At 34.0% G+C, this 494-nt stretch carries 2 tRNA genes; both read right to left on the bottom strand.

Annotation, left to right across the window (positions count from 1 at the left end):
- Window positions 1-287: 287 nt before the first annotated feature.
- Window positions 288-363, bottom strand: a tRNA-Phe gene (locus G3997_RS03235).
- 3 nt (window positions 364-366) lie between these two features.
- Window positions 367-455, bottom strand: a tRNA-Ser gene (locus G3997_RS03230).
- Window positions 456-494 lie beyond the last annotated feature (39 nt).

Here is a 494-nt window from a genome sequence, read left to right as displayed (position 1 = left end):
GTAGCAAAAAAGTCAACTACAGCTATACCCTCTGCATTTTCTACAAGGTTATTAAATTCTCCACTATTTATAACTTGTGCCATATTATAATTCTCCTTAACTTTATTATTTATTTATTACTTACCCTATTATTTATTATTTCCAGTATTCAATATCTATTCCTAATTCTTTCTCTATGAATTTTTTACCATCTAAATTTTATCATTATTAATATACCTATATAATTTATTTATATAATCTATGTCCTTATAAACTAAAAAAGCACTTACCTAAGTAAGTGCTTTAACTGGTGCCCAGAGGCGGAATCGAACCACCGACACGGGGATTTTCAGTCCCCTGCTCTACCGACTGAGCTATCTGGGCATATGGCGGAGAGGGTGGGATTCGAACCCACGGTGCCGTTAAGCATCACTGGTTTTCAAGACCAGCTCCTTAAACCACTCGGACACCTCTCCATATATTTTCTTGTTTTACAAATAATAATATATCATATA

Origin of the sequence: Romboutsia sp. 13368 (genome assembly GCF_018336475.1) — a bacterium.
Classification (GTDB): domain Bacteria; phylum Bacillota; class Clostridia; order Peptostreptococcales; family Peptostreptococcaceae; genus Romboutsia.
This window is presented reverse-complemented; position numbering and strand designations above follow the sequence as displayed.